Below are 22,785 nucleotides of genomic sequence, written 5' to 3'. Positions count from 1 at the left end.
TGCGGTTACTTATTCTTGTGGTGTTGACGTATCTGGTTTGGTACGTCGCAGTGCCACGCGTCGAGATTGATTTCTCGAAAGAAGGCACAGGTGATTTGAGGTTTGTGCTGAATACGCAAAATGAGATCTTTCGCGGAAACCTTGCCTCCGGAGAGTCTACGGGCGGGCCAGGGCATCTGTTTCCCGATGATGACTTTTTTATGGAGTTTGATTGGCGTAATGCCGGGCAAAACCATTGCATCAGGATCACCCCGAAATGGCCCACGACTAAAATTCATATCGGGAACAATGGCGAGGTTGACCGTAGCGCTGGCAGTGGCACTGATGTCGATCAGCTGGAGCCCTGCGCACCTTGAAGATTTATACGAGACAACCTTCATAAAGAAAAACCGGCTCAATGAGCCGGTTTTTTTATGCCTTCTGAAACATTGCATCAACGCAGTTAACTCTTCACCTCAACATGATCCAGCGCCTGATTCACCGCCAATTCCCCCAGCATCACCAACTGCGCAATGCCTATCGCGGTTCTGCGGTGGGTGGGGTCGAGGGTGGCGGCGAAGTTGTTGAGCATTTCGCTGGCAGAGCCCAGTGACTCGCTGGCGTTGGCCAGCAGGGATTCGGTGTCGTAGGCCGGGTTGGCGAAGTACATCGGGTCGGGTTGGTTGTTCGTGCCCATGACATGGGCGCCGGGGCAGAGGTAGTGATCGAGGGCGCGGTTGGCGGCGTCGTTGAGCTTCCTGGAGTCGACTGAGCTGTAGGGGGACGTTGGGTCGGTTTCGACTTCAGGTGGATTCGGTGTCGGCTTGAACATGATTTCATCTCTCCAAAAACAGGTTGGAGCTGACCCATTCGGTTCCACGCGAAAGGAGGCAGCTGTACGCAGGTTGGAACCCGGGGAGAGACAACCCGGCAGACCCGAAGGTCTCCCGCGCACAGCCGCCATAACAGAGTGCACACATTCAGGTGCGCAGCATACGTCATGAATAACGATTGTGCGTTCCAACTCTCCTCGGGGTTCCAATCCCGATCGCCGATTCATCAGCGACACTCACAGGCTAGAGACCGCACTTCCGACGGACAACCTGAAAACCGTGTGGGAAGGTTCAGTAAACATGGCCAATTCTTTAAACATCCCGTAGCGAAAAACCGCGTTTACAGATCCCCGACACTCCCCCGGTTCTCACACTCGCCACGACCCGCTAGCATTTCCCCATCGCCCACCACCCTCCCCCTGCGCGGCCATCGACGAATACGCGCCATCACGTTTCGAGGGATTCAAAACCGTGGCCTGCGAGCCACCCAAATCAAATTCAAAAGAGCAGCAAATCCATGACCCAGAACATCTACGACGACCCCGAATTTTTCCAGGGCTACAGCCAGATGAACCGCTCCATCGGCGGCCTCGATGCTGCGCCGGAATGGCCGGCGCTGAAAGCCTTGTTGCCCTCCCTGCACGGTTTGCAAGTGGTGGATCTGGGCTGCGGCTACGGCTGGTTCTGCCGCTGGGCCAGCGAACACGGCGCAGCCGAGGTGCTGGGGCTGGATGTCTCGGAGAAAATGCTCGAACGTGCGAAGGAAACCACGTCGGCCGCGAACATCCGCTACGAACGTGCCGACCTGGAACACCTCGACTTGCCTGCGTGCACTTACGATCTGGCCTACAGCTCACTGGCCCTGCACTACATCAAGGATCTTTCGGGGCTGTTTAACAAACTGCATGCGGCGCTTAAACCCGGCGCGCACTTTGTGTTTTCCATCGAGCACCCGATCTTCATGGCACCGCGCAATCCGGGCTGGCTGATCGACAGCGAAGGCAACAAGCGCTGGCCGCTGGACAGTTATCAGAGGGAAGGCGAACGGGTGACCAACTGGCTGGCCGATGGTGTGATCAAGCAGCACCGCACAGTCGGGACATTGCTCAACGCGTTGATCGACGCCGGATTCACGATTCAACACGTCAATGAATGGGGCCCGAGCGATGCCGAAGTGGCCGCGCAACCGGCCCTCGCTGAAGAGCGTGAGCGCCCGATGATGATGCTGGTCGCCGTACAACGCTGACACCAAAAGAAAGGGCCGATCAAATCGGCCCTTTTTCATTTCAACGTGTGGCGACAATGAACAACCTCGGAAACGGCAACAGCACCGAACCATCCGCCAGCGCCGGATACGCCTTCGCGACCTCCGCCAGATAGTGCGCCAGATAGTCCGCCCGTTCCGCTTCCGTCAAAGGACTGAGGAACGGAATCAGACCGCTACCCTTGAACCACTCGACAACGCCGGAAGCCCCGCCCGCCAACTGATGGTGATAGGTGGTGCGCCACACATCGACCCGCGCGCAATGCGGTCGCAGCATCGAGAAATAAGCACTGGCATCCGCCATCTCGGTCCGCTGCCCCGCCGCGTCCGCCAGTTTGCTGACCCACGGCCCGTTGGCCGCCACTTCACGCATCAACCGATGGGACGGCTCGTTGAGGTTGTCCGGCATCTGAATCGCCAGACTGCCGCCCTGCGCCAACTTGCCCGCCAGCGCCGGCAGCAACGTCGCGTGATCCGGCACCCACTGCAAAACCGCGTTGGCAAAGATCACATCGAATGGCCCTGCATCCGCCCATTTATCGATGTCCGCCACCGCGAACTGCAACTGCGGCAGACGCTTGCGCGCGGCATCGATCATGTCAGGCGAACTGTCGAGCCCCTGCACTTTCGCCCCCGGAAAACGCTCCACCAACAACTCGGTCGAATTGCCGGGGCCACATCCGATATCGACCACAGAACGTGCCTCGGGCGTGGGAATCGCCGCCAGCAAGTCGCGGGCCGGGCGGGTGCGTTCATCTTCGAAAGTGACGTATTGCTTGGCGGACCAGGTCATTGCGTTCTCCTGTCTTGGACGTTCTGGCGAAACGTGGAAAAGCGGCTGCCGTCACGATACAGCGATCGTGTTTATCTGCCTTCCCCTACGTAGGTCCGATATCGCCGGGAACGCTGTCTTCGGCCGTGCCTACAGGGACTCAGAAAACTGTAAGTAGAATTTTCCGCCCCCCTCCGATGTCTGAATTTCAAGCGCCCCCCACAAGGAACACAACCATGAAATTCGCAAAAATCTCCCAGAAGCTCGCCCTCTGGGCCGGCAGCCCCAAGACGTTCATGGGGGCGTTGATTCTGATCGGGCTCTGGGGGTTGAGCGGGCCGATTTTCGATTACAACGATACCTGGCAACTGATCATCAACACCTCGACCACGATCATCACGTTCCTGATGGTGTTCCTGATCCAGAACACCCAGAACCGCGACACCGACATCCTGCATTTGAAACTCGATGAACTGCTGCGGGTGAACAAGGAAGCGCAGAACGCGATGCTCGGACTGGAGTCGCTGGATCTCAAGCAGTTGGAGGCGCTGCGTCGGCATTACCGGGCGATGGGTGAGAATGAGGTGTTTGACCTGGAAGGTCTGGGAGACAAGAGCAAGCCGAAGCAGGATCTGAATGAATGCTGACAGGCAAAAAAAACGGCGCTAAAAAAGCGCCGTTTTCATTGCTGCGGATTCAGCGACTGGCCTGAAGGGCTCGGGCCATTTCCAGATGACTCTGCAGTTTTGGCAGGGTCTCGTCGGCAAACGCCTTGATCTCCGGCACGTCGGTGGTCTGAGCCTCCTGCTGGATCTGCTGAATGGCCTCTTCCGTGGCTTTGACCTGGCTGGCGGCGTAGGCCTGATCGAAGCTGGCGCCTTCTTTGACTTCGGGCATCAGCGCTTTGGCTTTGTCGGCAACTTCTTCGCGGGGCGCCACCGGCAGTTCCAGTTTCTTGGCGATTTTCGCCAGATGCTGGTTGGCGGTGGTGCGGTCGTTGATGACGACGATGGTGTAATCCTTGACCTCTTTGGACTCGGCCTTGCTGTGCGCCAGACGACTGGCCTCGATGTCGGCCATGCCTTTGGCCGAGGCCTCATTGATGAAGTCGGCGGGCGACTGGGCAAACGCGCTGCTGGCGAACAACCCCAGCAGGCTGACAAAACTGATGTGGCGTACTCGGGTGGCCATCCGGCTCATGGTCGCGCCCTCCTTCTTTGCAGATTCAAGCGGGAGCTTGCGCCCCCGCCTCTCAATCAAAACAACCTTCACCGACTACTTCGACTTTTGAGCAGGCTTGCGGCCCATCTCGGTTTTAGGCTCTTTGTCGACCGTCGTGGTGGTGGTTTTCCCACCTTTGCGACCGGCTTCAGACGCCTTGGTCTTATCGTTGGCGAAGTTTCCCGAGTTCGAGTTTCTTGAATTAGGCATGATTCTCTACCCCTTGGTATTTGATCGCGGCGAGCAGGTGCCCGCCTAGATTGAGAATTTCCTGACCGCCAAAGGTTTAGAAAAGTTGCCGTCGCCGCGACGAACGGTGAGCTGCCAGTCAGTGGTCCAGCGCCCGATGATTCAAACGTTTGGCGGCGTACATGGCCTGGTCGGCGTGGCGGAACAGTTGCTGTTCCTCACGTCCGTGCTCGGGATACCGCGCCACACCGATGCTCGGTTCGATGTGCAGGTTGTGCCCGTCCAGGCGCAGGGGTTGCATCAATACCTGTCGGATCTTTTCCGCCACGCTGTCGGCATCGTCGGCGGCGTGGACGCTGTGCAGCAGCACCACGAATTCGTCGCCACCGATTCGCGCCACGGTGTCGGTCTCGCGCACGCAGCCCTTGAGCCGGTTGGCCACCGCCTGTAACAGCATGTCGCCGACCGTGTGTCCGAAGGTGTCGTTGATCTGTTTGAAGCGGTCCAGATCGACGTACAGCAGCGCCATGTGCCCGGACTGTTCCCGCGCATGGTTCAGGGCAGCCTTGAGGCGTTCGCGCAGCAGCTCACGGTTGGGTAACTGGGTCAGTTGGTCATATTGCGCCATGCGTCGCAGGCGGGCGTGCAGTTGCTGGCGTTCGATGGCGGTGGCGACCTGGGCACAGACGTATTGCAACAGTTCCTTGTCGCGTTCGGTGTAGCGCTCGCCGCCGGGCAGGCTTTTGACGATCAGCGCGCCAATGGTGCGGTCTTTCGAGCTCAGCGGTACGCCAAGCCAGCACGGCGATTGCTGCCCGGCCACCAGCGCGGCGAACTCCGGCGGCGCGTGGGGGCAATCCGGGGTCAGGAGGATTGGCTGGCGGCTGCGGATCACTTCCGCGCACAGACGCCCGGTGACTGTCCCGGGTTGCTCCGGTTGCAACTCGTCATCGTCAACGTGATAGGGGAAATTCAGCTGCGCGCAATGTTCGTCGTACAGCGCCACGGAGAAATTCAGCGCCGGCAGCCACTCGCCAATAATCATGTGAATGCGCTTGAACAGCGCCAGCAGATCCTCCGCCGCATGGGCCGCTTCGGAGATGGCGTACAGCGCCGCCTGGCGCGACTCGGCCAGTTTGCGCTCGGTGATGTCCCGGGCCACGGCGATGCGCAGTTGGTCGACCTCCGACCAACGCGCCGACCACAGGATATGCACGACGCTGCCGTCCTTGCGCACATAACGGTTTTCAAAATTGTGCTTGGGTTCGCCGCCCATGATGTCGTTTGCGGCGGCCAGGGTGCGCTCACGGTCGGCCGGGTAGACATAGTCGATCATCGACTGGCCGATCAGCTCATCAGGCGTGTAGCCGAGAATCCGCTCGCAGGCTGCGCTGACAAAAACGAAACGGCCCTGCTTGTCCACGGCACAGACGGCGTCCAGCAACAGATCGATGTAACTCGCCAACGGCGCGGAATTTCGGCTTTCCATGGTTCAGAAAAGGTGTCCGGACAATGCAGCGCTGATCCACCGTCCCTGACCCCGACCTCGCATCCTGCGATCGATTTCAAGCCTTGTTCGGCATCAACCCCGGCAGTGCATGCACCAGCGCGTTGATGGCAAAACCGATGAACATGATCCCGCACAACCGGGTGATCGCCAGTTCATGACGCTGGTACAACGTACGCACCTGCCGCGCCCCGACGATGCCAATGAGGATAGCGTAGGCGAGCAATCCGCCGAGGAAGCTCAAGGCGATCAGCATCGGCAGCATCGACCAGTTGAGCAGTTCGGCGCGGCTCGACAGCAGCGCGGTGAAGGTTGCCACCGCCACCGGGTAAGCCTTGGGGTTGGTCAGGCCGAACAGGATGCCGTGCCAGAACGGCTGACGCGCCGCGCCCTGCGGTTGATCGCCGTTGCTGCGCTTGGCCCGTACCGCACGCCAGCCGAGCCAGAACAGGTACAGGCCGCTGAGTACGCCGAGTACATCGAACGCGGTGCTGCCGATTTCCCGGGCGCCGACAATCGCAATCAGCGCGGTGCTGCACCAGATCACATCGCCCAGCAGGTGCCCGCACAGAAACCCCGCCCCGGCCCTCCGCCCACGTGCGGCGCCAATGCCGAACACCGCCAGCACACCCGGCCCCGGCGTGATGCCGTAAATGAAACCCGAAGCCAGCACGGCCATTAGCAACGATGGAGTCATGGAAAACCTGCAAGTCCCGGAAAACGTGGCCGCCAGTCTATCCCAGCAGTTTGTGAATATTCACGGCTCGTTGAAAAAACCCATGCCCGCGTAGGGCTTTTGCCGACACGCGGCCAGTCGCGAGGCCAGGTCGCCGACGTGGGCTTCGAGTTTGTGCCCGTCCGGGTCGAGGAAGTAGAACGACGCGCCTTCGCTGCGGTTGTCGCGCCATTCCTGCACGTTGGCGGCGCGAAGCTGTTGCACGAACCGCGGGAAATCCGCCGCTCCGAGGCTGAAGGCGTAGTGGGTGTAGTCGGCGGCGGGTTCGGAATGGCGCTTCGGATCGAGGGACAGGCACAACCACAGGCCCGGAAGCGACAGGTAGGCACCGGCATCCCACGTGGCCTCGACTCGCAGCTGCAACACGTCGCGGTAGAACGCGAGGCTGCGGTCCAGGTCGGTGACGGCGAGGGTCAGGTGGTTGAGGCCGGTGAGCATCGGTCAGTAACCTCTGAGGTCTTCGGGAATGGTGTATTGCTTGCCGTCGTAGGTCAGGGTGATTTGGGTTTTCTTCAGTGGGGAATCCCGGGAAACGCACTCCTTGCCGGCCTTGACGGTTTTCATCGCCGTGCCGCTTGAGGTGACGATCAGGTCGGCCAAGCCATTGTGGCTGGTCGGGCCGATTTCCACGGTTCGGCGAATTTGCTGACCTTCACCCACACAGTTTTCCAGCCACTCACCGTTGTTTTTGTAGACCACCAGGCCATCAAGTACCGGGCGCAGTTTATTACCCTCGCGCACATAAAGTGTCAGGTCGGTTTTTTCGTAGGGAATGGCGCTTGAATTGTGCGAGAACTTTGACCGCAGCCCGAACGCGCGAACATCCGGGGCCAGCCGATAGCGAGCGGTATCGACCAGCAGATCGGTGAAACGAATGGCATCGGAATTGTAGGCACCGGGTTTCGCATACGTCGCCAGCGTCTTCCAGTTGCTGGTGTCGATGATCGCCAGATCCAGATCAAACACACCGGCATCGTCACTACCAGCATCCGGCACGTAGGTGGATTTGAGGGCAATCGCCTGATCCTTGAACGCCGGCCATGCCTTGCAGCGGGCCAATGACTGGTCGTCGTAATCCTTGGTGACGCAGGAAACCTGGGCCTGGGCTGGAGCGGTGATGGCCAGCAAGCCGAGGGCGATGAAAAGTCGGGTTGGGATGAGCATTGTTCTTCCTTGAATTAAGTCGCGTTGGCTCTGTATCACTCGATGGCTTTGAAACCTTTAGGCAGGACGTAGGATTTTCCGTCGTAGCGAAGGGTTGTCAGTTCAGGGCTGCTGACGCTGATTTTGTCTTCACAAGTATCGCCTTCGACGACATTGGTCGTCCCTGTCGTCTTGGTTTTGATGATCAGATCGGCATAACCATGGGAGCTGGTCTTGGCAATTTCTACCGTTCTGGTCGTCTCATATCGCTCGCCGGCGCAATCACCGTCCCATTCACCGCCGTACTCATAAACCACTAATTGACTGAGCACGGGACGTAACTTATCGCCCTCTCTCACATAAAGAGAGAGGTGCGTTTCTTCAAGCGGGTTGAGGCGAGAGGCATTGGTGAATTGCACGCGAACGCCAAACGCCCGTACTTCTGGGGTTAGTTTGTAGCGCGCGGTATCGAGCGAGAGATCTCGCAATGCCACCCCACCCGAGAAGAAAGCGGAGGGTTGGTGATAAGTGGCAACCGGTTTTGTTTGGTCGCTTTTCAAGACAGATAAAATGAAATCATAGGTGCCGCTCGTGTCGGTGGCACCCGGCACGGAGCTACGCTCAAATTTCGCATTCGCGCTGATGTTCAACCCCGGGTAAGCGGGCCACTCCTTGCACACGGAGAAATCCAGATCACCCGCCACCGGCGCAGGCACACAATCAGCCAACACCTGCCCCGCCATCAGCGCCCCACAAAGCGCCAGCCCCACAACAACCCCAGACTTCACTGTCACGCCCCGCTCCTTGATGTTTTTCAGCCGCGCACTATCCCCTGCTCAATCCGCCGATTCAACCAGTTCAACGCCTGATCCCCGCCCCGCCGTTTGTGCCATGCCGAGACAAACGTGAACGGTGCAATTTCAAACGGTGGCGGTACGACGATCAGCGATTGGTCATCCACCTCATTCAACGCCCGCGAAGCGACGGTCAGGATCAGGTCCGTGCCGCTGATGAAACGTGGCGCAGCGCTCCAGTGCGGCAGGCTGATGGCGACGCGGCGGCGTTCGCGCAGGGCAGTCAGGGTGCGTTCGATTTCCGGGGTGCCGCTGCCGCGCATTTCCAGCAAGACATGGGGACGGGAGAGATAGGTTGGCAGGTCGAGCTGGCCGTCGGCCGGCAGGCTGTGGCGATCCAGCAAACACACGTAGCGCTCCTCGAACAGCGGCGTGCTGCGCAGTTCGCCGGGCAATTCGGGGAGCACGCCGGCGGCGAGGTCGATGTCGCCGTTGAGCAGGCCTTCGACCATGCCTTCGCGGCTGGCATGGCTGATTTGCAGGTCGATGCCCGGTGCTTCCGCGCGCAGAGTGCGAATCAGCCCGGGCAGGATGATCGCCGCGCCGTAGTCCGACATCGCGAGGCGAAAGGTCCGACGGGCGCTGGCCGGATCGAAGGTGTTCGGCGCCAGCAGCGATTGCACCTGGGCCAGGGTTTCGGCCAGCGGCGCCGCCAGCTCCAGCGCCCGCGCGGTGGGCACCAGCCCCGAACCGGCACGCACCAACAATGGATCACCGAGCAAGTCGCGCAGACGCGCCAACGCGTGGCTGACCGCCGGTTGACTCAGGTGCAGGCGCTCGGCGGCGCGAGTCACGTGTTGTTCACCGAGCAAGGCGTCGAGGATCACCAGCAGGTTGAGGTCAATGCGGCGCAGATCATTCATTCGATGCATGTTCCGAATACCAAAACAGAATTTAAATCTGCGCGACGAATACCCTAGAGTCCAGCAAAACCTTGCCGGAGAACGATCATGGGAACGATGCAGTGGGTCGGTTTGCTGCTATTGGCGGTATTTGCCGGGGCGGTGGTACCGTTTCAAAGTGCGATCAATATCAATCTGGCGCGGGGGTTGGGGCATCCGCTGTGGGCGACGTTCACCTCGCTGGTGGTGAGCGTGCTGGTGTTGTTGCCGGTGATTATCGTCCTGCGCTTGCCACTGCCGTCGTTGGCCCCGCTCGGCAAGCTGCCGCTGTGGATGTGGACCGGCGGGGCGTTCGGGGTGTGCTTCGTCGCATTGGCAGTGGTGTTGCTGCCGAAGCTGGGGGCTTCGGGATTTCTGGCGCTGGCCCTGGCCGGGCAAATGATCACGTCAATCGTGCTGGATCACTTCGGCCTGTTCGGGCTGGTGGAGAAGCACCTGACATTGCCGCGCCTGTTCGGCGCAGTCTTGTTGATGGCGGGAGTGGCGTTGATCCAGTTCTCCCCGACACTGGAAAAGAGCGCCACAGCCGTTGGATAAGGGTTCAAGCGTAGGCTCTCCAGCACCGGACTTGTCGGGCATTTCATCGCCTCACAGCCCGGCAAGGCTTCGCCCTACAAGCAAATCTCCAACAGCCGTCAATGCTATCGGACGCAGCCGATTCTGACCTTGCATAGCTCTCTGTAAAGTCTGGCAACACACACAATTTGCAACACCCCATGGATTGCCCTGCTCAAGGAGAGCTGCCTATGAATCACCTGTCGGAATCCGCCAACACTTTCTCCAATTACCGCAAGGTCATCGCTTTGGCAGACCACGATTGGGACGCTGCGGAAGCTGGAAAAATCGCCGCCCTCAACGTCGAGGTCACAGGCTGTAATCACTTGCTCGATCAGCACGGGCGCCAGTTCCATCATTTCTGCACCACCTCCTATCTGGGCCTCGATCACCACCCCGCGCTGCTTGAGGGGGCCATCACGGCGCTGCGTGAAACCGGTACGTTGCGCGTTGCCAACTCGAAAAACCGCTGCAAACTGGCGCTGCTCGAACAATACGAAAGCGAGTTGTCGCAATTGTTTGGCGCGGTGTGTCTGACCACTCTGTCCTGCAGCGCCGCGAGCGCCGGTATCCTGCCGCTGCTGGCCAGTGGCGTGTTCACCCAGAACCGCCCGCCGGTGATGGTGTTTGATCGCCTGGCCCATTACTCGATGAATCACCTGAAGGCCAGTTGCGCCGACGAGACCCAGGTATTGACCTGCCCCCACAACGACATGGATTTTCTCGAATCGGTGTGCCAGCGCCATTCCACCGTCGCCTATGTCGCCGACGGTGCCTACAGCATGGGGGGCGTCGCCAATCTGGACGGTCTGTTGTATCTGAAGGAGCGTTACGGCCTGTTCCTTTATCTGGATGATTCTCATGCGTTGTCAGCGGTCGGCAGCAACGGCGCAGGTCTTGTTCGACCAAGAATGCCGGCGCTGGAGGAGGACTGCCTGATCGTCGCTTCGCTGGCCAAATCGTTCGGGGCAAGCGGCGGTCTGGTGATGCTCGGGAATGAACGGCAGAGGAAGTTGATCCAGCGTTACGGCGGGCCGAGCAACTGGTCGCAAAGTCTAAATTGCGCGGCCATCGGTGCGGGCCTGGCGTCGATCCAGGTGCATCGCAGCGCGGAACTGAGGGCGCTGCAGGTTCGGCTCCAGGCCAACATCCACCTGTTCGACAGCCTCTTGAGCACCGAGCAGCACGGCAGCTCCATGGCCATCCGTTTGATCAACTGCGGCGAGGCCGCCCTGGCCACGCAAATCGCCGTTGAACTGGCCGAACACGGTTTTTTCACCAGCGCCGTGTTTTTCCCGGTGGTAGCCCAGGGCAAAGCCGCGATCCGCGTGACCCTGCGCGCCGACATGGAATCGACCCTGATCCACCGCTTTTGTGATTTGATCACCGGTCTGTTAATGACGCGCGGTCACCCTCGCCACCGCTGAACCTTTACGGACGACTCATGAACCCCAGCCTCATCCTGCTCATCACTTGCTCCACCGTGTTCCTCGCCCAGTTGGGCATGAGCATTTATCTGCCGGCGCTGCCACAGATCGCCGGGCATTTGCGGGTCGATGCATCGCAAGTGGCCTGGGGTTTGTCGCTGTACCTGATCGGCATGGCGCTGCCGATGCTGCTGTGGGGCAGTCTGGCCCAGCGCATCGGCCGCAAACCGGTGCTGCTGGCGGCATTGGGAATTTATGGCGTGGCGAATCTGGCACTGCCGCTGGGTGCGACGCTGGAGTCGTTCCTGCTGCTGCGACTGCTTCAGGGGATCGGCGCCAGCGGCATTTCGGTGATGGCGCGGGTGCTGATTCGTGACAGCTTTCGGGGGGATCTGCTGGCGAAGGCGTTGTCGTGGATTTCGATTTCATTCGTTGTCGCGCTCGGGATCGGGCAATACGCCGGTTCGCTCATTCAGGTGACGCTGGGCTGGCAGGCGATCTTTTATCTGCTGGGCGCGGTCAGTCTGTTGATGGCCGCGATAGTCTCGCGTCTGAGTTTTCCGCAACTCGTCGAAGCGCCCACAACCGCTTCGCCCTGGGCGGTCTACCGCACGATTCTGGTCCATCGGGCGTTTATTCTGCCAGCGCTCGCGGGCGGCCTGGGCTATGGCGTGATCATCGCGTTCAACAGCGCTGCGCCGTTGATTCTGCAAGGCCCGTTCAACTGGTCGGCGACTGAATATGGGTTGCTGGGCTGGCCGATCAGCGCCGCATATTTTCTGGGGGCGCTGGCGGTCAATCGCTTTGTACTGCGTATCGGTCAGCACCGGTTGATGACACTGGGGGTCGCGTTGGTGATGGCCGGCACTGGCGTGATGCTGGCTGGCAGTCTGTTGGCCAGCTCGATGGCCTGGCTGCTTTGGCTGCCTTATTGCGTTGCCGTGTTCGGCCAGTCACTGAACTATCCGATCAGCCTGTCACGGGCCAACGATGGCGCGCCGATTGCCGGCGCCTACGCGATGGCCCTGAGCGGGTTCATCCACCAATTGATGGCGGCGCTGATCGGCGCCGTTGCCAGCCTGTTCGCCAGTCCGCAAGCGTGGCCGCTGTCGTTGCTGTGCTGCATTCTGGCGATGGGCGCGCTGCTCTGTACGAGAGGCACGCCCGTTCGCCTGCCCGCTTAAAACGCGCTGCGAAAAATCTCCTCGATCTGCCGTTGATCGGCCGCCCGTGGATTGGTGAAGCCGCAGGCGTCTTTCAGGGCGTTGGCGGCGAGCACCGGGATGTCGGTGCATTTGGCGCCCAGATCACGCAGGCCACCGGGAATCTCCACGTCCCTTGCCAGGCAACGAATCGCATCGATCGCGGCTTTTGCGCCCTCCTCCGGGCTGAAACTACGAATGTCGGCGCCCATGGCGTGGGCCACGTCGGTCAGACGATCGGCGCAGACCTGCGCGTTGAATGTCTGCACATGCGGCAGCAATACCGCGTTGCACACCCCGTGAGGCAGATCATAGAAACCGCCCAACTGGTGCGCCATCGCATGCACGTAGCCGAGGGACGCATTGTTGAATGCCATGCCCGCGAGGAACTGCGCGTAGGCCATGTTTTCCCGCGCGGCCAGGTCGCTGCCGTCGCGAACGGCCAGGCGCAGGTTGTTGCTGATCAGGGTCATTGCCTTCAGCGCGCAGGCGTCGGTGATCGGGTTGGCAGCGGTGGAGACGTAGGCTTCGATCGCGTGGGTCAGCGCGTCCATGCCGGTGGCGGCGGTCAGGCTTTTCGGCATGGCGACCATCAGCGCCGGATCGTTCACCGACAGCAGCGGCGTGACGTTGCGGTCGACGATGGCCATTTTCACGTGGCGGGTTTCGTCGGTGATGATGCAGAACCGGGTCATTTCGCTGGCGGTGCCGGCGGTGGTGTTGATGGCGATCAGCGGCAGTTGTGGCTTGGTCGATTGATCGACGCCTTCGTAGTCGCGGATCTGCCCGCCGTTGGTGGCGCACAACGCGATGCCCTTGGCGCAGTCGTGGGGCGAACCGCCACCAAGGGAAACCACGAAATCGCAGCGACTGTCCTTGAGCAGCGCCAGCCCCGCCTCGACGTTGGCGATGCTCGGGTTGGGTTTGGCGCCGTCGAAGATCACTGAATCGATGTCCTGCATCGCCAGTTTCTCGGCAATCATCGTCGCCACCCCGGCCTTGGCCAGCCCGGCGTCGGTGACGATCAGCGCCTTGCGAAAACCGTAGTTGCGGATCGCGTTCATGGCGTCGTCAAGGCAGCCGCTGCCCATGATGTTTACGGCGGGAATGAAAAAGGTGCTGCTCATGGCGCGTCTCCTGACTGGAGCCGAATTGACTCGTGCAATTCGGCGGATGCACACAGGATCGACCGATCGGTCACGGCGGATGTTGATCTGGCTCAATGCCCGCTCGTGATAAAGTCGCCGTCCATCTGCCCCTTTGTTTTGAGACGTGCCCTGCAATGACCGATTTTCTGGATGTCGACGCCACCCTCGAAGACTGGAACGCGTTGCGCGCCACCACCGATTTCAGCGGCCTGCTGCTGGGCAACGGCGCCAGTCGCGCGGTGTGGGACGATTTCGGCTACGACTCGCTGTTCGAAAACGCCCGCACGGTGGAAGAAAAACCGTTGAGCCCGTCGGAACTGAGCGTGTTCGACGCCCTGCAAACGCGTAGTTTCGAGCAGGTGCTCGGCGCGCTGAAAACCACCAGCCGGGTCAACAAGGCGCTGGCAGTCAGCTCGGCCGCGCCGCGCAACCGCTACTACGCGATCAAGGAAGCGCTGATCAACACGGTGCACGCGGTGCACATCCCGTGGCGACTGATCGAAGCCTCGACCCTGACGACGCTGAACAGCGAACTGGCGCGTTATCGCACGGTGTTCACCACCAATTACGATTTGCTCAATTACTGGGCTCTGCAACATCAGGGCGAGGCGATCGACGACCTGTTCAACGGCCCGGATGCGAGTTTCGATCTGTGCGACAGCAACACTGAAAAACCGCGTCTGCTGTACCTGCACGGTGGCCTGCATCTGGTGCGCAACCAGGACGGCACCGCGCGCAAACTGACCGCCACCGAGGGCACGCTGCTCGGCAGTTTCGCGATCAACAACACGATCAAGACACTCGACGACGTGCCGCTGTTCGTCAATGAAGGACCGAGCGCCGACAAGCTCAAAACCATCCGCAGTTCCGATTACCTGTCGTTCTGCTACGACCAGTTACTCGGTCACGGCGACAATCTGTGCATCTTCGGCCACGCCCTCGGCGAGCAGGACAGCCACCTCGTGCGCGCTCTGCGCCTGGCGAAACCGAAGACCGTGGCGATCTCGATCTACCCGCGCAGCGCGGCGTTCATCCAGCATCAGAAGCGTCACTACGCCAAGGTGTTCGAGGGCACGGGCGTCGAGTTGCGGTTTTTTGATTCCAAGAGCCATGCGCTGGGCCATCCGAAGCTGTCGGTGCCGGTCGAGGTCTGATCACTCCTCGCCGCTGTGCACCACCACCAGCAACTGCGCCTGCACCTCGCCCACTGAACGGATGCGGTGGGGTTTCTGCGCATTGAAGTGCAGCGCATCGCCCCGCTCCAGCAGCACCCGTTCGTTCACGAAGTCCACTTCGACCTGGCCTTCGTGGACGAACAGAAATTCCTCGCCCAAGTGTTCCTTGAAAGTCTTGTCGGTGAATTCGCTCGGCGGATAAATGATGAACGGCAGCAGGCTGCGCTCGCTGACCTGATGGGCCAGCACCGCGTAGCCGGGGCTGTGGTCGTTGGCCGCCAGCGACTGGCGTTCGTGGCTGCGCACCAGGCTGTAGCTGTCGAGGCTGACGTTGTCTTCGGAGAACAGCTCCTCGACTTTCACGTTCAGCGCCTTGGCCAGTTTCAGTGCAGCGGCTATCGACGGCGTGTTCAACCCGCGCTCGACTTTCGACAGGTAACTCTTGGTCATGCCGGATTTCTCGGCCAGCGCCTCAAGGGTTACGCCAAGTTTTTTTCTCAATAATTTCAAACGGATAGACATGCGAAGCGATTAATCCAGCAAAGGAAAGACGATTTGTCCTTGCCAATGACACAAAGTGTCATATAGCCTCTTAAGTGTCATTCATGGCAACCACCACAGGACACGGATATGGCGAAGACATTAGCACTACCCAAAGACGAACTGGTCAAGCAAGCGCTGACCCAGATGCAAAAAACCCTGGCGGATAATACGTGGACAGACCGGCAAAAGCTGGCCCTGACCTGCCGGATCCTGTTCGAAAACGGCCACGATTCGGGCCTCGCCGGGCAGATCACCGCCCGTGGCCCGCAGCCGGGCACTTACTACACTCAGCAACTGGGGCTGGGTTTCGATGAAATCACCGCGAGCAATCTGCTGCTGGTCAACGAAGACCTCGAAGTACTCGAAGGCCACGGCATGGCCAACCCGGCCAACCGTTTCCACAGCTGGGTGTACCGCGCCCGGCCGGACGTGAACTGCATCATCCACACCCACCCGACACACATTGCCGCGCTGTCGATGCTGGAAGTGCCGCTGCAGATTTCCCACATGGACCTGTGCCCGCTGTACGACGATTGCGCGTTCCTTGAAGGCTGGCCGGGTGTGCCGGTGGGCAACGAAGAAGGCGAACTGATTGCCGGCGCGTTGGGCGACAAACGGGCGATCCTGCTTTCCCATCACGGTCAACTGTCCACCGGCACGACCATCGAGGAAGCCTGTGTCATCGCGCAACTGATCGAACGCGCCGCCAAACTGCAACTGCTGGCAACGGCCGCCGGGACGATCAAACCGATCATTCCCGAGCTCGGCCGCGAGGCCCATGACTGGGTCTCGAAACCCAAACGCCACGCCGCGGCCTTCAACTACTACGCCCGGCAGAACCTGCGGCAGCACGCCGATTGCCTGAACTGAACACCTCATCCTTGCGGAGCACTCTCATGTCCAACATTCACGGCATCATCGGCTACACCATCACCCCGTTCGGCGCCAACGGCGAAGGCGTTGACCTGCCGGCCCTCGGCCGCTCCATCGACCGTCTGATCGCCGGCGGCGTCCACGCCATCGCGCCATTGGGCAGCACCGGCGAAGGCGCCTACCTGAGCGATGCGGAGTGGGACCAGGTCGCCGAATTCAGCATCAAGCACGTGGCCAAACGCGTGCCGACCGTGGTCAGCGTGTCCGACCTGACCACCGCCAAAGCGGTGCGCCGCGCACGCTTCGCCGAAGCCCATGGCGCCGACGTGGTGATGGTGCTGCCGACGTCCTACTGGAAACTCACCGAGGCGGAAATCCTCGCCCACTACCGCGCCATCGGCGACAGCATCGGCGTCCCGATCATGCTCTACAACAACCCGGCCACCAGCGGCACCGACATGTCCGTGGAGCTGATCCTGCGCATCGTCAACGGCGTGGAAAACGTGACCATGGTCAAGGAGAGCACCGGCGACATCCAGCGCATGCACAAGCTGCAACTGCTGGGCGAAGGCCGGGTGCCGTTCTACAACGGCTGCAACCCGCTGGCGCTGGAAGCGTTCGCCGCCGGCGCCAAGGGCTGGTGCACGGCGGCACCGAACCTGATCCCGCAACTCAACCTGGATTTGTACGAAGCCACGCTGGCGGGGGATCTCGGCAAGGCGCGGGAGCTGTTCTACCGCCAGTTGCCGCTGCTGGACTTCATCCTCAAGGGCGGCTTGCCGGCGACGATCAAGGCCGGTCTGCGACTGACCGGTCTGGAGGTCGGCGATCCGCGTTTGCCGGTGTTCCCGCTGGCTGAGGCCGGGCGTACGCAATTGCAGGCCTTGCTGAACACCTTGCGTTGAACGAAAAAAATCCCGCCCGGTTTACGCCGGGCGGGATTTATTGTGGCCGTCGATCAGAGGCTGGCGGCGCGCTTCATGGCTTCGCGGTGGAACGGCTGATCCTTGAGAATCTGCGCGATGAACGTGTCGCTGATCAAGCGCATGTGTTCGAACTGACCGCCCGAGGCATTGAATGCGCCGCGCCAGGATTCGGTGTGATTCTTCACGGTGTACACGCCCAGTATCTGCTTGCCATGGCTGAGGCTGAACACCACCGTGCTGTCGAAACTCACCGGCACCGGCACCAGAAACAGAGTGAAGGCGCTCAGAAGCATCTGCGGCTGAATCCCGCCGACATCGCTGTTGGCAATCACCAAAACGTTGTAGCCGTCTTCGCTGCGGCCGGCCTTCACTTCTTCAAAGGTGCCACGCCGACGCAATTCGTCACGCAGCATCCAGCTCGGCATGCCGATCACACTGACGTTGATGGCCGGCAATTGCTGGCTGCTGTAATCGACGTCCGGCGCCTTCAGCGAATGGGTGGCCTGGCAGCCGCCGAGCAGCAGAAGCAAGCCCAGAAGCAGACGTTTGATGAGCATTAGAATTTCCCCGAGAGCATGGCTTTGTAGACGGAGGCGCTGGTGCCGTTCTCTTCACGAATAAACGGTGTGGCGGTGTACAGGTTCGGCATGTCCAGTCGTTGCAGGCCGGGTACTTGCGGATATCTGGCGCGGACCAGCGCGGCGTCGCGTTCGAGATGATCGCTGTGCAGAAACAGGCAGGTGCTGTCGCTGGGGGACACGCAGCCGGCACGGAAGTCACCGATGTAGTAAGCCTTGCCCGCTTCAAGCTGCATGCCGATGGTGAAGTCTTCACGGCTCCAGGACACCGACCTGCCGCGATCGAATCGCACGTTGTAGATCTCGTAGCGACCGGGTTTAAGCGGCATCACGAACAGCGTGCCGATGCCATGACCTGTCTCGCGCACGTCTCGTGCGGTACGGGCATAGAACTCGTTGTGCAGGCGCGCGCTGGCGAATTCGTCACTGCCACGCTTGCGTATCAGCAGCATCTGTTCCTGGGCCGCATAGGATGCTTTTGGCCAGATGCCGACCACACCCACCAGATAAGCCGTGCCGGAATCGGCACTCGGTGCGAGTTCATCATCGATTTGGGTCGGGGACAGGCTATAGCAGCCGCTCAAGCCGAGCAGCAGGGTCAGGACAGCGAAAAGGCGGATCATCAGTGGGAAAACTCTGGCGGCAGTTGTTCAAAAATTCCGCGAAAGAGTCATCTCGCGCCCCTTCCTTGGATTGGCGGCGGAGGATAAGCGAAATGATAGCACATAGCCAGAATTCAGTCGCCAAAGATTTGGCGACTGAACGTCATGGGTGGTTCAAAGCACCGGCAGGGTTTTGTCCTTGATCACCTTGGACGGCCCGTTGGCCTTGACGCTGGCGATGCCCTTGTCACACGCCGCGTCCGATGAATAGGATTCGCTGCTGCCGATGATCTGGTGATTGGCCGCCTTGAGGTTGAAATAGGGGTGACCGTCCTTCGTCGATTTTTTCTCGTAGCGTTCGTCCAGCGGGCTGTTGGCCTGCACCGAGGCGATGCCGTTTTCGGCAGCCGCGCGGCTGGTGTACAGCTCGCTGGTCAGAATGGTTTCGGCGTTCGCCGCTTTCAGTACGAACCGGTACTGGCCGTTGCTGCTTTTGCTCAACTCATACCATCCAGACATGGTGTTTCTCCTTTTCGATGTGTCACAGGGTGATTCTGGTTCCAAGCAACCCGAGGAAACCGGCCAGCCATTTCGGGTGCGCCGGCCAGGCGGGCGCAGTGGCCAGGTTGCCCTGGACATGGCCGTCCGTGACCGGGATGTCGATGTAGGTGCCGCCGGCCAGGCGCACTTCCGGGGCGCAGGCCGGATACGCGCTGCACTCGCGACCTTCGAGAATCCCCGCCGCCGCCAGCAGTTGCGCGCCGTGACAGACGGCGGCAATCGGCTTGCCGGCCTTGTCGAAAGCACGCACCAGTTCGAGGACTTTTTCGTTCAGCCGCAGGTATTCCGGCGCACGCCCGCCGGGCACCAGCAAGGCGTCGTAATCCTTGGCATCGACCTTGGCGAAATCGAAGTTCAGGGCGAACTGGTGACCGGGCTTCTCGCTGTAGGTCTGGTCGCCTTCAAAGTCATGAATTGCGGTGCGCACGGTCTTGCCGGCGGCCTTGTCCGGGCACACGGCATGCACGGTGTGACCGACCATTTGCAGGGCCTGGAACGGCACCATCACTTCGTAGTCTTCGACGTAATCGCCGACCAGCATCAGAATCTTTTTCGCGGCCATGGGCAGGGCTCCTCTGGTGAATGCGCAGGAATATTCACAGTAGCCCAAGGACCGCGATGGCGTTCGCAAACTGTATGGATAACTCTGCGCTCAGCTGTAACAGCCCGACTGCCGTGGTTTGTGGCTAGATGAAGACACCTTCCTGTCATCTTCGAATCTGGTTGCCCTCATGTCTTCGCGCGAAAACACCGGCATGGCCCTCGGCCTGCTCGGCGTGGTGATTTTCAGCCTCACCCTGCCCTTCACCCGCATCGTGGTGCAGGAACTGCACCCGCTGCTCAATGGCCTCGGCCGCGCGTTGTTCGCGGCGATTCCGGCAGCAGCGCTGTTGTTGTGGCGACGGGAAAAGTGGCCGACCTGGAAGCAAGTCAAAGGCCTGAGCCTGGTGATCGCCGGGGTGATTCTAGGTTTCCCGGTGCTGTCGGCGTGGGCCATGCAGACGTTGCCGGCGTCCCACGGCGCGCTGGTCAACGGTTTGCAGCCGCTGTGCGTGGCGCTTTACGCCGCGTGGCTGTCCCATGAACGTCCGTCGAAAGCCTTCTGGGCCTGCGCCGCACTGGGCAGTGCGCTGGTGCTGGGATACGCGTTGTACATCGGCGCCGGCAGCATTCAGGCCGGGGATTTGCTGATGCTGGGTGCGATTGCGGTGGGCGGTCTGGGTTACGCCGAGGGCGGGCGTCTGGCCCGGGAGATGGGCGGCTGGCAGGTGATCTGCTGGGCGCTGGTGCTGTCGACGCCGCTGCTGATCGGCCCGGTGCTGTATCTGGCGTTGCAGCATCAGGGCGCGGTATCGGCAAAAACCTGGTGGGCCTTCGGTTATGTCGCGCTGTTTTCGCAGTTTCTGGGGTTCTTCGCCTGGTACGCCGGGCTGGCCATGGGTGGCATTGCCCGGGTCAGTCAGATCCAGTTGCTGCAGATCTTCTTCACCATCGCGTTTTCCGCGCTGTTCTTTGGGGAACACGTGGAGCCGATCACCTGGCTGTTCGCCTGCGGGGTGATCGCGACGGTGATGCTCGGGCGCAAGACCGCAGTGCGCCCGGCTCAACCGGGCACATTACCGGCCGGGGTTCAGCTCAAGCCTTGAGCTTCAGCAAACCGTCAGCGAGCAGCAGGGTTTCGAGGCAGTGCTCGCTGATCTGGTAGAACGCCTTCAACTCCTGAATCTTCACCAGCAGCTGAGTCGGGTCCACCGGCTCGGCGCGCTTCACCGCCAGAATCATCTTGTTCTTGTTGGTGTGGTCCAGCGAGATGAACTCGAACACCTTGGTCTCGTAACCGCAGGCTTCCAGGAACAGCGCGCGCAGGCTGTCGGTGACCATTTCCGCCTGCTGGCCCAGGTGCAGACCGTATTGCAGCATCGGCTTGAGCAGCGCCGGGCTCTGGATCTGCAAGCGGATCTGTTTGTGGCAGCACGGCGAGCACATGATGATCGAGGCGCCGGAGCGGATGCCGGTGTGGATCGCGTAGTCGGTGGCGATGTCGCAGGCATGCAGGGCGATCATCACGTCCAGCTCGCTCGGCGCCACGCTGCGCACATCACCGCATTTGAACACCAGCCCCGGGTGTTCGAGTTTCTGCGCGGCGGTGTTGCACAGGTTGACCATTTCTTCACGCAACTCGACGCCGGTGACTTCGCCTTCGGCCTTCAGGGTGTTGCGCAAATAGTCATGAATGGCGAACGTCAGATACCCCTTGCCCGAACCGAAATCCGCCACCCGCACCGGTTTGTCCAGGGCCAGCGGCGACGAGGTCAGCGCGTGGCTGAAGACTTCGATGAACTTGTTGATCTGCTTCCACTTGCGCGACATCGCCGGGATCAGCTCGTGCTGGGCGTTGGTCACGCCCAGATCGTTGAGGAACGGCCGGTTCAGATCGAGGAAGCGGTTTTTCTCGCGGTTGTGCTCGGCGGACGGCACTTCACGCAATTGCTGAGGTTTGCTCATGAACAGCGAGCTCTTGCCCTTTTTGCTGTATTCGAGCTGGGCTTCGTCCGTCAGCGCCAGCAAATGCGCATTTTTGAACGCCGCCGGCAGCAGCCCGGCAATCGTCGCCACCGCTTCATCCAGCGGCAGGTTCTTGGTGATGTCGCGGGTCTTGTAGCGATAAACGAACGACAGGCACGGCTGCGCCTTGACCGTCACCGGTTTGATGATGATCCGCTGCAGATCCGCTTCTTCGCCGACGTACTTGGCCAGCACCAGTTTGATGAAACCATTCAGTTCGAGGCTGGTTTGCAGCAGCTCGATGAACCGGGCGTGGTGATCGGGCGCCGGTTTGGCGGATGCGGAAGGAGCGGTAACGGACATGGGAAAAAGCGGCCTCGGACGGGCAAATCGGGAATGGGCGCTAGTTTAGGGGGGATGGGGGTTGGGGACACGCTCTTATTTACCGAACGGCTTCTAAAAGCGGCCCTCACCCCAACCCTCTCCCGGAGGGAGAGGGAGCCGACCGAGTTGTTTTCTTGAGTTACGCCGACCTGAAATACCGAGTCGAACTCAAGATTTGAAACCCAAGAAAATCGGCTCCCTTCCCCCTCTCCCCTCTGGGGAGAGGGCTGGGGTGAGGGGTGGTTTTCAAGCCGAACGCAAAAATCAAAGCTACCCCAAAACGACCAACCGATTCGGCAACTCATTCCTGACCTGCGTCACCGGCACATGCACCTTGAGCAACTCGCCGCACGCCTCGATACAGGTAACAAAGCCCTGCAACGTCTGCCCCTGCCGCACCTGCTCGGTAAACGCCGCGACAATCGAGTCCCAGCTCTTGTTATCCAGCTTTTTGGAAATCCCTTCGTCCACCAGAATCTCCACATACCGCTCCGCCTCGCAGACGAAAATCAGCATGCCGGTGCTGCCCACCGTGTGATGCAGGTTCTGTTCGAGAAACTGCCGCCGCGCCAGGTTCGAGGCGCGCCAGTGCCGGACGTGGCGCGGGATCAGATGAGTGGTGACCCTGGGCAGGCGAAACACCAGGCACAGCACGACAAAACTGACCCACTGCACCAGCAACAGACTGTGCATGGTCAGCCAGCCGGTCAGGTAATGCACGATCCCCGGCACCACCAGCGCCAGCAGGCTGGCCCACAGCAGCGGGATGTACGCGTAGTCGTCGGCGCGGGCCGCGAGCACCGTCACCAGTTCGGCGTCGGTGTCGCGCTCGACCCGGGCGATGGCCTCGGCGACCTTGCGTTGTTCGTGTTCAGTCAGTAATGCCATGTCGTGAAGTGCCTGCTC

Annotated in this window: 28 protein-coding genes; 9 read left to right on the top strand and 19 right to left on the bottom strand. The window is 60.6% G+C overall.

Annotation, left to right across the window (positions count from 1 at the left end):
• Positions 1 to 5: 5 nt before the first annotated feature.
• Complete coding sequence (locus tag ACTJK9_RS13830; RefSeq protein ID WP_440814394.1) at positions 6 to 380, bottom strand: hypothetical protein; 375 nt, start codon at positions 378 to 380, stop codon at positions 6 to 8.
• Between the two features lie 62 nt (positions 381 to 442).
• Positions 443 to 811, bottom strand: coding sequence for a DUF6124 family protein (locus tag ACTJK9_RS13825; protein ID WP_440814392.1), 369 nt, complete (start codon positions 809 to 811; stop codon positions 443 to 445).
• Between the two features lie 518 nt (positions 812 to 1,329).
• On the opposite strand from ACTJK9_RS13825, the gene ACTJK9_RS13820 reads away from it, so the two are divergent.
• On the top strand, positions 1,330 to 2,058 hold the full coding sequence (locus tag ACTJK9_RS13820; protein WP_440814389.1) for a class I SAM-dependent methyltransferase: 729 nt from the start codon (positions 1,330 to 1,332) through the stop codon (positions 2,056 to 2,058).
• A 40-nt stretch (positions 2,059 to 2,098) separates the two neighbouring features.
• Here ACTJK9_RS13820 and tam read toward each other — a convergent pair whose 3' ends face one another.
• Positions 2,099 to 2,869 (bottom strand): trans-aconitate 2-methyltransferase, encoded by a 771-nt coding sequence (tam, locus tag ACTJK9_RS13815; RefSeq protein WP_440814387.1) that lies wholly within the window; start codon positions 2,867 to 2,869, stop codon positions 2,099 to 2,101.
• A 215-nt stretch (positions 2,870 to 3,084) separates the two neighbouring features.
• On the opposite strand from tam, the gene ACTJK9_RS13810 reads away from it, so the two are divergent.
• Positions 3,085 to 3,495, top strand: a complete 411-nt coding sequence (locus ACTJK9_RS13810; protein ID WP_039772727.1) for a low affinity iron permease family protein — start codon at positions 3,085 to 3,087, stop codon at positions 3,493 to 3,495.
• 49 nt (positions 3,496 to 3,544) lie between these two features.
• On the opposite strand, the gene ACTJK9_RS13805 is transcribed toward ACTJK9_RS13810, so the two are convergent.
• The 8 genes from ACTJK9_RS13805 to ACTJK9_RS13770 form a co-directional block, all read right to left on the bottom strand.
• Positions 3,545 to 4,048: a DUF4142 domain-containing protein gene (locus ACTJK9_RS13805; protein WP_440814384.1), complete on the bottom strand. Its 504-nt coding sequence runs from the start codon at positions 4,046 to 4,048 to the stop codon at positions 3,545 to 3,547.
• A 75-nt stretch (positions 4,049 to 4,123) separates the two neighbouring features.
• Positions 4,124 to 4,279, bottom strand: a complete 156-nt coding sequence (locus ACTJK9_RS13800) for a KGG domain-containing protein (protein ID WP_074691067.1) — start codon at positions 4,277 to 4,279, stop codon at positions 4,124 to 4,126.
• A gap of 118 nt (positions 4,280 to 4,397) precedes the next feature.
• Complete coding sequence (locus tag ACTJK9_RS13795; RefSeq protein WP_440814381.1) at positions 4,398 to 5,747, bottom strand: diguanylate cyclase domain-containing protein; 1,350 nt, start codon at positions 5,745 to 5,747, stop codon at positions 4,398 to 4,400.
• A gap of 76 nt (positions 5,748 to 5,823) precedes the next feature.
• Positions 5,824 to 6,462, bottom strand: a complete 639-nt coding sequence (locus tag ACTJK9_RS13790; protein WP_039772730.1) for a LysE family translocator — start codon at positions 6,460 to 6,462, stop codon at positions 5,824 to 5,826.
• 60 nt (positions 6,463 to 6,522) lie between these two features.
• Complete coding sequence (fos, locus tag ACTJK9_RS13785; protein WP_440814378.1) at positions 6,523 to 6,939, bottom strand: fosfomycin resistance glutathione transferase; 417 nt, start codon at positions 6,937 to 6,939, stop codon at positions 6,523 to 6,525.
• Between the two features lie 3 nt (positions 6,940 to 6,942).
• A complete protein-coding gene (locus ACTJK9_RS13780; RefSeq protein ID WP_440814376.1) occupies positions 6,943 to 7,665 on the bottom strand; it encodes a hypothetical protein in 723 nt (240 codons plus the stop codon).
• A 35-nt stretch (positions 7,666 to 7,700) separates the two neighbouring features.
• Positions 7,701 to 8,438, bottom strand: a complete 738-nt coding sequence (locus ACTJK9_RS13775; protein ID WP_440814373.1) for a hypothetical protein — start codon at positions 8,436 to 8,438, stop codon at positions 7,701 to 7,703.
• Positions 8,439 to 8,458: 20 nt separating this feature from the next.
• Entirely contained in the window at positions 8,459 to 9,370 is a 912-nt protein-coding gene (locus ACTJK9_RS13770; RefSeq protein WP_172829473.1) for a LysR family transcriptional regulator, read from the bottom strand.
• Positions 9,371 to 9,448: 78 nt separating this feature from the next.
• On the opposite strand from ACTJK9_RS13770, the gene ACTJK9_RS13765 reads away from it, so the two are divergent.
• From ACTJK9_RS13765 to ACTJK9_RS13755, 3 genes are all read left to right on the top strand, one after another.
• On the top strand, positions 9,449 to 9,937 hold the full coding sequence (locus ACTJK9_RS13765) for a DMT family transporter (RefSeq protein WP_064594046.1): 489 nt from the start codon (positions 9,449 to 9,451) through the stop codon (positions 9,935 to 9,937).
• A gap of 209 nt (positions 9,938 to 10,146) precedes the next feature.
• A complete protein-coding gene (locus ACTJK9_RS13760; RefSeq protein ID WP_440814368.1) occupies positions 10,147 to 11,382 on the top strand; it encodes an aminotransferase class I/II-fold pyridoxal phosphate-dependent enzyme in 1,236 nt (411 codons plus the stop codon).
• 17 nt (positions 11,383 to 11,399) lie between these two features.
• Positions 11,400 to 12,566 (top strand): MFS transporter, encoded by a 1,167-nt coding sequence (locus tag ACTJK9_RS13755; protein WP_440814366.1) that lies wholly within the window; start codon positions 11,400 to 11,402, stop codon positions 12,564 to 12,566.
• Here the strand turns inward: ACTJK9_RS13755 and yiaY are convergent.
• Positions 12,563 to 13,711 carry an L-threonine dehydrogenase gene (gene yiaY / locus ACTJK9_RS13750; RefSeq protein ID WP_440814363.1) on the bottom strand — a complete coding sequence of 383 codons (1,149 nt, stop codon included), beginning with the start codon at positions 13,709 to 13,711 and terminating at the stop codon, positions 12,563 to 12,565. The two genes, ACTJK9_RS13755 and yiaY, sit on opposite strands and share 4 nt — an antisense overlap.
• Before the next feature lie 155 nt (positions 13,712 to 13,866).
• Here yiaY and ACTJK9_RS13745 point away from each other — a divergent pair, with 155 nt between their 5' ends.
• Positions 13,867 to 14,886, top strand: a complete 1,020-nt coding sequence (locus ACTJK9_RS13745; RefSeq protein WP_440814361.1) for a DUF4917 family protein — start codon at positions 13,867 to 13,869, stop codon at positions 14,884 to 14,886.
• Here ACTJK9_RS13745 and ACTJK9_RS13740 read toward each other — a convergent pair whose 3' ends face one another.
• Positions 14,887 to 15,429 carry a helix-turn-helix domain-containing protein gene (locus tag ACTJK9_RS13740; protein WP_085611647.1) on the bottom strand — a complete coding sequence of 181 codons (543 nt, stop codon included), beginning with the start codon at positions 15,427 to 15,429 and terminating at the stop codon, positions 14,887 to 14,889.
• Positions 15,430 to 15,537: 108 nt separating this feature from the next.
• Here ACTJK9_RS13740 and ACTJK9_RS13735 point away from each other — a divergent pair, with 108 nt between their 5' ends.
• Complete coding sequence (locus ACTJK9_RS13735; protein ID WP_440814358.1) at positions 15,538 to 16,320, top strand: aldolase; 783 nt, start codon at positions 15,538 to 15,540, stop codon at positions 16,318 to 16,320.
• A 26-nt stretch (positions 16,321 to 16,346) separates the two neighbouring features.
• On the top strand, positions 16,347 to 17,228 hold the full coding sequence (locus tag ACTJK9_RS13730) for a dihydrodipicolinate synthase family protein (protein ID WP_085666794.1): 882 nt from the start codon (positions 16,347 to 16,349) through the stop codon (positions 17,226 to 17,228).
• 53 nt (positions 17,229 to 17,281) lie between these two features.
• Here ACTJK9_RS13730 and ACTJK9_RS13725 read toward each other — a convergent pair whose 3' ends face one another.
• From ACTJK9_RS13725 to ACTJK9_RS13710, 4 genes are all read right to left on the bottom strand, one after another.
• Positions 17,282 to 17,806, bottom strand: coding sequence for a hypothetical protein (locus ACTJK9_RS13725; protein ID WP_064383015.1), 525 nt, complete (start codon positions 17,804 to 17,806; stop codon positions 17,282 to 17,284).
• Positions 17,806 to 18,450 carry a hypothetical protein gene (locus ACTJK9_RS13720; protein ID WP_085648634.1) on the bottom strand — a complete coding sequence of 215 codons (645 nt, stop codon included), beginning with the start codon at positions 18,448 to 18,450 and terminating at the stop codon, positions 17,806 to 17,808. The genes ACTJK9_RS13725 and ACTJK9_RS13720 overlap by 1 nt, the downstream gene beginning before the upstream one ends.
• 153 nt (positions 18,451 to 18,603) lie before the next feature.
• Complete coding sequence (locus tag ACTJK9_RS13715) at positions 18,604 to 18,948, bottom strand: YegP family protein (RefSeq protein ID WP_414882300.1); 345 nt, start codon at positions 18,946 to 18,948, stop codon at positions 18,604 to 18,606.
• Between the two features lie 22 nt (positions 18,949 to 18,970).
• A complete protein-coding gene (locus ACTJK9_RS13710; RefSeq protein WP_064594029.1) occupies positions 18,971 to 19,552 on the bottom strand; it encodes a DJ-1/PfpI family protein in 582 nt (193 codons plus the stop codon).
• Between the two features lie 169 nt (positions 19,553 to 19,721).
• Here ACTJK9_RS13710 and ACTJK9_RS13705 point away from each other — a divergent pair, with 169 nt between their 5' ends.
• Positions 19,722 to 20,636, top strand: coding sequence for a DMT family transporter (locus ACTJK9_RS13705; RefSeq protein ID WP_440814352.1), 915 nt, complete (start codon positions 19,722 to 19,724; stop codon positions 20,634 to 20,636).
• Here the strand turns inward: ACTJK9_RS13705 and ACTJK9_RS13700 are convergent.
• Together ACTJK9_RS13700 and ACTJK9_RS13695 are read right to left on the bottom strand one after the other, a co-directional pair.
• Positions 20,626 to 21,858: a class I SAM-dependent methyltransferase gene (locus ACTJK9_RS13700; RefSeq protein ID WP_085611653.1), complete on the bottom strand. Its 1,233-nt coding sequence runs from the start codon at positions 21,856 to 21,858 to the stop codon at positions 20,626 to 20,628. The genes ACTJK9_RS13705 and ACTJK9_RS13700 overlap by 11 nt on opposite strands.
• A gap of 291 nt (positions 21,859 to 22,149) precedes the next feature.
• A complete protein-coding gene (locus tag ACTJK9_RS13695; protein ID WP_039772747.1) occupies positions 22,150 to 22,767 on the bottom strand; it encodes a TPM domain-containing protein in 618 nt (205 codons plus the stop codon).
• Between the last annotated feature and the right edge of the window lie 18 nt (positions 22,768 to 22,785).

The sequence above is a fragment of the Pseudomonas sp. 22082 genome (genome assembly GCF_052046055.1).
GTDB classification, from domain to species: Bacteria; Pseudomonadota; Gammaproteobacteria; order Pseudomonadales; family Pseudomonadaceae; genus Aquipseudomonas; species Aquipseudomonas pharyngis.
Note: the sequence above shows the minus strand (reverse complement) of the source record. Positions and strands in the feature narration are given on the sequence as shown.

Excerpts from the sequence above, each read along its gene's own strand:
- fos (WP_440814378.1), bottom strand. The coding sequence starts at position 6,939 with ATGCTCACCGGCCTCAACCACCTGACCCTCGCCGTCACCGACCTGGAC.
- ACTJK9_RS13745 (WP_440814361.1), top strand. The coding sequence starts at position 13,867 with ATGACCGATTTTCTGGATGTCGACGCCACCCTCGAAGACTGGAACGCG.
- ACTJK9_RS13735 (WP_440814358.1), top strand. The coding sequence starts at position 15,538 with ATGGCGAAGACATTAGCACTACCCAAAGACGAACTGGTCAAGCAAGCG.
- ACTJK9_RS13725 (WP_064383015.1), bottom strand. The coding sequence starts at position 17,806 with ATGCTCATCAAACGTCTGCTTCTGGGCTTGCTTCTGCTGCTCGGCGGC.
- ACTJK9_RS13760 (WP_440814368.1), top strand. The coding sequence starts at position 10,147 with ATGAATCACCTGTCGGAATCCGCCAACACTTTCTCCAATTACCGCAAG.
- ACTJK9_RS13700 (WP_085611653.1), bottom strand. The coding sequence starts at position 21,858 with ATGTCCGTTACCGCTCCTTCCGCATCCGCCAAACCGGCGCCCGATCAC.
- tam (WP_440814387.1), bottom strand. The coding sequence starts at position 2,869 with ATGACCTGGTCCGCCAAGCAATACGTCACTTTCGAAGATGAACGCACC.
- ACTJK9_RS13810 (WP_039772727.1), top strand. The coding sequence starts at position 3,085 with ATGAAATTCGCAAAAATCTCCCAGAAGCTCGCCCTCTGGGCCGGCAGC.
- ACTJK9_RS13805 (WP_440814384.1), bottom strand. The coding sequence starts at position 4,048 with ATGAGCCGGATGGCCACCCGAGTACGCCACATCAGTTTTGTCAGCCTG.
- ACTJK9_RS13705 (WP_440814352.1), top strand. The coding sequence starts at position 19,722 with ATGTCTTCGCGCGAAAACACCGGCATGGCCCTCGGCCTGCTCGGCGTG.
- ACTJK9_RS13740 (WP_085611647.1), bottom strand. The coding sequence starts at position 15,429 with ATGTCTATCCGTTTGAAATTATTGAGAAAAAAACTTGGCGTAACCCTT.
- ACTJK9_RS13715 (WP_414882300.1), bottom strand. The coding sequence starts at position 18,948 with ATGTCTGGATGGTATGAGTTGAGCAAAAGCAGCAACGGCCAGTACCGG.
- ACTJK9_RS13720 (WP_085648634.1), bottom strand. The coding sequence starts at position 18,450 with ATGATCCGCCTTTTCGCTGTCCTGACCCTGCTGCTCGGCTTGAGCGGC.
- ACTJK9_RS13790 (WP_039772730.1), bottom strand. The coding sequence starts at position 6,462 with ATGACTCCATCGTTGCTAATGGCCGTGCTGGCTTCGGGTTTCATTTAC.
- ACTJK9_RS13755 (WP_440814366.1), top strand. The coding sequence starts at position 11,400 with ATGAACCCCAGCCTCATCCTGCTCATCACTTGCTCCACCGTGTTCCTC.
- ACTJK9_RS13825 (WP_440814392.1), bottom strand. The coding sequence starts at position 811 with ATGTTCAAGCCGACACCGAATCCACCTGAAGTCGAAACCGACCCAACG.
- ACTJK9_RS13765 (WP_064594046.1), top strand. The coding sequence starts at position 9,449 with ATGGGAACGATGCAGTGGGTCGGTTTGCTGCTATTGGCGGTATTTGCC.
- ACTJK9_RS13695 (WP_039772747.1), bottom strand. The coding sequence starts at position 22,767 with ATGGCATTACTGACTGAACACGAACAACGCAAGGTCGCCGAGGCCATC.
- ACTJK9_RS13730 (WP_085666794.1), top strand. The coding sequence starts at position 16,347 with ATGTCCAACATTCACGGCATCATCGGCTACACCATCACCCCGTTCGGC.
- ACTJK9_RS13830 (WP_440814394.1), bottom strand. The coding sequence starts at position 380 with ATGAAGGTTGTCTCGTATAAATCTTCAAGGTGCGCAGGGCTCCAGCTG.
- ACTJK9_RS13820 (WP_440814389.1), top strand. The coding sequence starts at position 1,330 with ATGACCCAGAACATCTACGACGACCCCGAATTTTTCCAGGGCTACAGC.
- ACTJK9_RS13800 (WP_074691067.1), bottom strand. The coding sequence starts at position 4,279 with ATGCCTAATTCAAGAAACTCGAACTCGGGAAACTTCGCCAACGATAAG.
- ACTJK9_RS13780 (WP_440814376.1), bottom strand. The coding sequence starts at position 7,665 with ATGCTCATCCCAACCCGACTTTTCATCGCCCTCGGCTTGCTGGCCATC.
- ACTJK9_RS13710 (WP_064594029.1), bottom strand. The coding sequence starts at position 19,552 with ATGGCCGCGAAAAAGATTCTGATGCTGGTCGGCGATTACGTCGAAGAC.
- ACTJK9_RS13795 (WP_440814381.1), bottom strand. The coding sequence starts at position 5,747 with ATGGAAAGCCGAAATTCCGCGCCGTTGGCGAGTTACATCGATCTGTTG.
- ACTJK9_RS13770 (WP_172829473.1), bottom strand. The coding sequence starts at position 9,370 with ATGCATCGAATGAATGATCTGCGCCGCATTGACCTCAACCTGCTGGTG.
- yiaY (WP_440814363.1), bottom strand. The coding sequence starts at position 13,711 with ATGAGCAGCACCTTTTTCATTCCCGCCGTAAACATCATGGGCAGCGGC.